The organism is Streptomyces longisporus (genome assembly GCF_039532765.1).
In the GTDB taxonomy this organism is placed as follows: Bacteria; Actinomycetota; Actinomycetes; order Streptomycetales; family Streptomycetaceae; genus Streptomyces; species Streptomyces longisporus.
This window is the reverse complement of the sequence record NZ_BAAASG010000042.1, coordinates 1-4,499: the sequence shown is the minus strand read 5'-3', so window position 1 is coordinate 4,499 and position 4,499 is coordinate 1. Positions and strand designations below refer to the sequence as shown.

Annotated in this window: 4 protein-coding genes; all 4 read right to left on the bottom strand. The window is 67.8% G+C overall.

Features of this window, described 5'->3' with window-relative positions; translation table 11 throughout:
• Positions 1-26 precede the first annotated feature (26 nt).
• The 4 genes from ABD355_RS44555 to ABD355_RS44540 all read right to left on the bottom strand — a co-directional run bounded on the left by ABD355_RS44555 (position 27) and on the right by ABD355_RS44540 (position 4,367).
• Entirely contained in the window at positions 27-545 is a 519-nt protein-coding gene (locus ABD355_RS44555) for a P-loop nucleotide/nucleoside kinase family protein (protein WP_344407189.1), read from the bottom strand.
• A gap of 90 nt (positions 546-635) precedes the next feature.
• Positions 636-1,052, bottom strand: coding sequence for a DUF6262 family protein (locus ABD355_RS44550; protein WP_344407188.1), 417 nt, complete (start codon positions 1,050-1,052; stop codon positions 636-638).
• On the bottom strand, positions 1,039-3,327 hold the full coding sequence (locus ABD355_RS44545) for a tyrosine-type recombinase/integrase (protein ID WP_344407187.1): 2,289 nt from the start codon (positions 3,325-3,327) through the stop codon (positions 1,039-1,041). Before ABD355_RS44545 ends, ABD355_RS44550 begins: the two co-directional genes overlap by 14 nt.
• Positions 3,324-4,367, bottom strand: a complete 1,044-nt coding sequence (locus tag ABD355_RS44540) for a tyrosine-type recombinase/integrase (RefSeq protein ID WP_344407186.1) — start codon at positions 4,365-4,367, stop codon at positions 3,324-3,326. The genes ABD355_RS44545 and ABD355_RS44540 overlap by 4 nt, the downstream gene beginning before the upstream one ends.
• Positions 4,368-4,499: the final 132 nt, after the last annotated feature.

The window sequence follows — 4,499 nt, the reverse complement described above, 5'->3', positions numbered from 1 at the left end:
CTATGTCGAGCGGTGGATCCGGTCGTTCAGCTGGGAACGCTGGCCGCGATCGTCTGCGCAACTTGGGTGGGCGAGAGGTGAGTGGTGTCGATGACTTCAGCTTCTCGCCGCAGCCAGGGAAGAGCGTCCTGGTAGCGCGGGATGTGATCCAGGCGCCATTGTCGAGCACCGGTTTCGACCGTGTCGCCCTCGATGCGCTGGGCCAGCGTGTCCGGATCGGTGTGCAGCACGAAGTGCCGCACTGGAATGCCAGCCTTCGCCAACCCGGCGTGGATCTCTTCCCAGTACTGCTCGACCAGCACCGATTGAGGGATGACGAGCACTCCGCCAACGAAGTCGAGGACCTGCGCAGCGGTCTCCACGACCAGACCACGCCATGGCGGCCACTCCTGAAAGTCCCTGACAGGAACGGAATTGAGGACGTGTCGCAGCATGTAGCCGACGGTTTCGGAGTCGAAGACCCTTGCGTCAGGAAGGAGCGCGGCAAGTTCCTTCGAGGTGGTGGTCTTGCCGACGCCGAAGGTCCCGTTCAGCCAAATAATCATGCCGGTGACCCTATCCGCGGGGACGGAGGCACTGTAAGGGTCCCGAGTAGTACCGGTCGGCGGAGGATCCCCACCTGCGTGGCGCGAGAGTCAGCGGCGCTCAGCAGCGCCGTTCGATGGCGCGGCGGTCAGGGTGCGGAGACGACGGATCTCGCCGTGCGCGGTCTCCAGTTTCCGGGTGAGGTCGGCGACCTTGTCGCGAAGTTGCCGGTTGCGTTCGAGCGCGGTCTCCAGCCTGCGTTGCAGGGAGGCTTCGCTGGCCGCGTGCTGAGGACTGCGGTGGGGAGCCGGGGCTCGCTGCTGGAGCTGGTTGATCGCGGTGATGAGGTCGGTCTGCGTGTATAGCCAGGACCGGGAGACACCGGCGGCGTTCGCGATGCCGACGACCGTGGGCCGTTCGCCGCGGCGAGCTGCAGCCTTGACGGCCTCTTCGGCTCGCTCGCGTGCCTGCCTGCTGCGCATCTTCGACGCTTCGACGAGGAAGCGGGCGTTATCAGCCGGTGGCATCGAGATCAGTCACCTCCCCACCGGCCACGATCTGCTGCGGGCCGGCCTGTTCCAGGGCATCGATGATGGTGTCGAGCTTGCCGAGTGTGCGGGTGTTCTTCTCGACGATGCGCGACAGCCCGGCCTTCTCGGCGTCGCCGATGAGCTTGCGGGTCTCGTCCCGCTGGCGTCGGTGCTGGTCGAGAAAGTCGCCGGTGGTGATGAAGAAACGACAGTCCAGACACGGGTTGGCGTACTCGCAGTCGGTCTGAATGGGTGCTCCGCAGTAGCCGTTGGGGAGACTGACCTTGGCGCGGACCAGGGACAGCCGCATCCAGGTGGCATCGGCGAGCGGGTGGTCAGCAGGCAGAGCGACAGGTTCGCCTTCAGCGTTGACCTTGAGGGACTTCTCCCAGTGCTCACGCAAGGTCTTCTGGTGCAGCCGGGCGTAGATGGCCGTCATCTGCGGCGACATGTGATCGAGCAGTTGCTGGACGATGTGCTGCGGGACGTTGGCGTTGATGAGCCGGGTGCCCAGCGTGTGGCGGAACTGGTGGAAGGTCACCCGGGCGGGGCGGCCGTGCTCGTCGATGAGGCGGATTCGCTCCAGCCAGTTCTCCATCTGTTCGCGGCACCAGCTGTCCGAGACGGGCTTGCTGCCGTTGAGGTTGGCCAGCCAGCCGGGGAACAGGAAGCGGCTTCCGGCGGGGAAGCGGGCCTGGACACGCTTTTGCTGTGCGGCGATCTCGTCGGCGAGGGCCTGGCTGATCGGGAAGAACGCGATGCGTCCGTGGATCTTGTGGTTGACCCAGGTCAGGTAGGGGGCGCCACTGTCGTCGTGAGTGACGCAGTCGAACCGCAGTCGCCGGGCGTCCTTCATGCGCAGACCGCAGGAGATCAGCAGCGGGACCATGAGGCGGAGATCGTCGGTGGCGATCAGTGCCAGGCTGGCGGGGTTCTCCATCTGCCGCATCAGGTGCTCGGAGATCCAGCGCGGTTTGGCCGGCGGCGGAGGCGGGGCGTCGTTGTAGACGACGGCGTCGCGGGGCAGGCCGGGCTGCCAGTCGTGAGCGCGGGCGTCGGCGAGGAACCGGCCCAGCGCGTTGACCGCCGCCCGGCGAGTGAACACGTCCGGGTAGTCGACGGCCAAGGCGGCAATCCACGTCTCGATCCTGGCCCGGGTCAGATCGGCCGGCTCGGCGTTCGGCGGAAGATGCCGGGAGAGATGGGTCAGGGAGCGCAGGTTCTGTGCGACGGTGTTGACGCTGATGTTCGTGCTGATGCGCCAGCGGCACCATCGTTTGGCCAGCTCGCGCAGCCAGGGCTGGGCTATGCCGCCGAAACGCAGGTAGCGCGTCTCGCCTTCGGCCAGGGCGAAGTGGCGCAGGTCCCAGGTGTCCCGCGGATACTGGTCGGCCCACGGATCATCGGCGATGAGCAGGTGCTCCAGGGCGAAGCGGGTGTCCGCGATGAAGCGGAAAGCGACCACGTTGTGAGTGTGGCGCTTGCCGCCGGGCCCGACGGGTGCGACGTAGTCGCGCCAGCTGGTCTCATCCCAGTCCAGGAGGCTGGTGACCGGCGCCTGGCAGGCCCAGGTGACCGCGCGGCGCACGTCGCGGGCGGGGGTGAAGCGCAGTCCCTCGTCGAGACGGTGTTGCAGGCCGAACTGGAACTCCAGGCGGAGTGCGGGATCGAGCTGGCTCAGGCGGATCTTCGGGTCGCCGCGGTGGGCGAGGTCGTCGTACCAGGTGGTGAGGTCAGGGCGGCCGTGCTTGCGCCACCGGGTGTGGTGCGTGTGACACAGCGGGGCATCGGTGCTGTCGGTCCAGCGTGGGCAGCCGGGAAACTCGCAGTTCCGCTCGGCGGCCCACGGTCTGCGCGGCGGTTGGTAGAGGGTTCGTGCCACCCAGTTCTCAAGGGGTGGCCGTCCGGCATGGGTCCACCGCGAGGCGTGTCGGTGACACAGCCCGTGAGCGGCCCTGGCCCGGTTGCACCCGGAGACCAGGCAGGCCGGCACCTGCTGGCGGCGGCGCAGTCGCGCGTCCTCGTCCGCGGCCCAGCTGTCCAGGTCGGCCGGGCGTCCTGCGGCCACCCAGCGGTGATGGTGGGTGCGACACAGCTTCAGCAGGCCCATGGTCAGCGTCGTCGGGCAGGAAGCGATGCGGCACTCACCAGGAAAGAACACCGGGCTGTCACGCGGCGGGCAGAACACTTCGGTCCGGAACTCCGGGCGCACTGTCTCCATCAGCTTCGCCAGCAGCCCCGCCGAGCTTCGGCGTGTCTGGGGCGTGTTCACCGGGCCGATGTCCCGTCCTTGATGATCCCGGCCGAGAGGAGCACCCGGCGATGATCCTCGACATCGAGATGGCTGTAGATCTCGGCCGTGGTCTGCGAGCTGGCATGGCCAAGGAGCTCCGCCACGACCTCGATCGGGACCTTGGCCCGCAGCAGCCGTGTGGCGTAGGTGTGCCGGCAGGCGTGCGGCGAGAAGTGCGTGATGCCGGTTCGCTGCTGCAGGCGTTCCACCAGCTCGTTGACGTTCGCCCGGGTCATCGGGGAGCCGATTGGCTCCCGGAAGAGGTTGACGAACACGAAGTCGCAGTCCAGCGTGCCGTACTCGCTCTCCATGTAAGCGGCGTAGCGGTCGAACAGCTCCGGCCTCACGGGGACGATCCGGCCCTTCATGCCCTTGACGCGGGCCCGGTTGGCGTTGTTCTCGCGCGGAACGACGTGCACCTCGCCCTTGCGGAGGTTCAGGTCGGCATGCCGCAGGCCAAGTGCCTCGCTGATCCGCAGCCCCGACTCGTCGAGGAGAGCGATCAGGAACTGGTCCCGGCGCCGGTTGCAGGCGCTCATCAGGCGCTGGACCTCGTCCTCGGTCAGCGTTCGGGGCGGCTCGCGGTGGGCGGCGATGCGGATCGGGCTGTACTCGACTTCGCCGCCCCGCTGGGTGTGCGCCAGCATCGGCGTGTAGGAGCCGGTCGGCTGCCTGCCCAGCAAGTTCCCCAGCAGCGCGGGTACGCTCTCGTCCCGCCGGGCGTGGAACCGGTAGAACGACGCGAGCGCGGCGCGCTTCCGCTGCAACGTGGTGTTCTCCAGCGCCTGGCCGACACCGGGCAGCACGAATACCCCTGGTGCACGGGCCGGCTTCGGCCGACGCAGCCAGTCGAAGAACTGGGCCAGGACCTCCAGGCGCACGCGCCGGTAGTCGAGGCCCGTCTGCTCCAGCCAGACGAAGAAGTCCCGCAGGTCGTACGCGTAGCCCTGCACCGTGTTCGGCGACGCGCCCCTCGCCGCCAGGTACGCGAGGAACTCCTCCACGGCATCGACGGGCAAGCCGTCGTCCCCCACCACGGTGTATGAGACCGGACCCTCCTCGGACAGCCGCAGCCTCTGCACAGCGAACGACACACCACACCCCAGGACGACATGGACAGGCGAACAGAACCCGTCCATGTAGCACCGAAA

What these genes read in the sequence shown, in the direction of transcription:
- ABD355_RS44555 (WP_344407189.1), bottom strand. Translation starts at nt 545, where the DNA reads ATGATTATTTGGCTGAACGGGACCTTCGGCGTCGGCAAGACCACCACC.
- ABD355_RS44550 (WP_344407188.1), bottom strand. Translation starts at nt 1,052, where the DNA reads ATGCCACCGGCTGATAACGCCCGCTTCCTCGTCGAAGCGTCGAAGATG.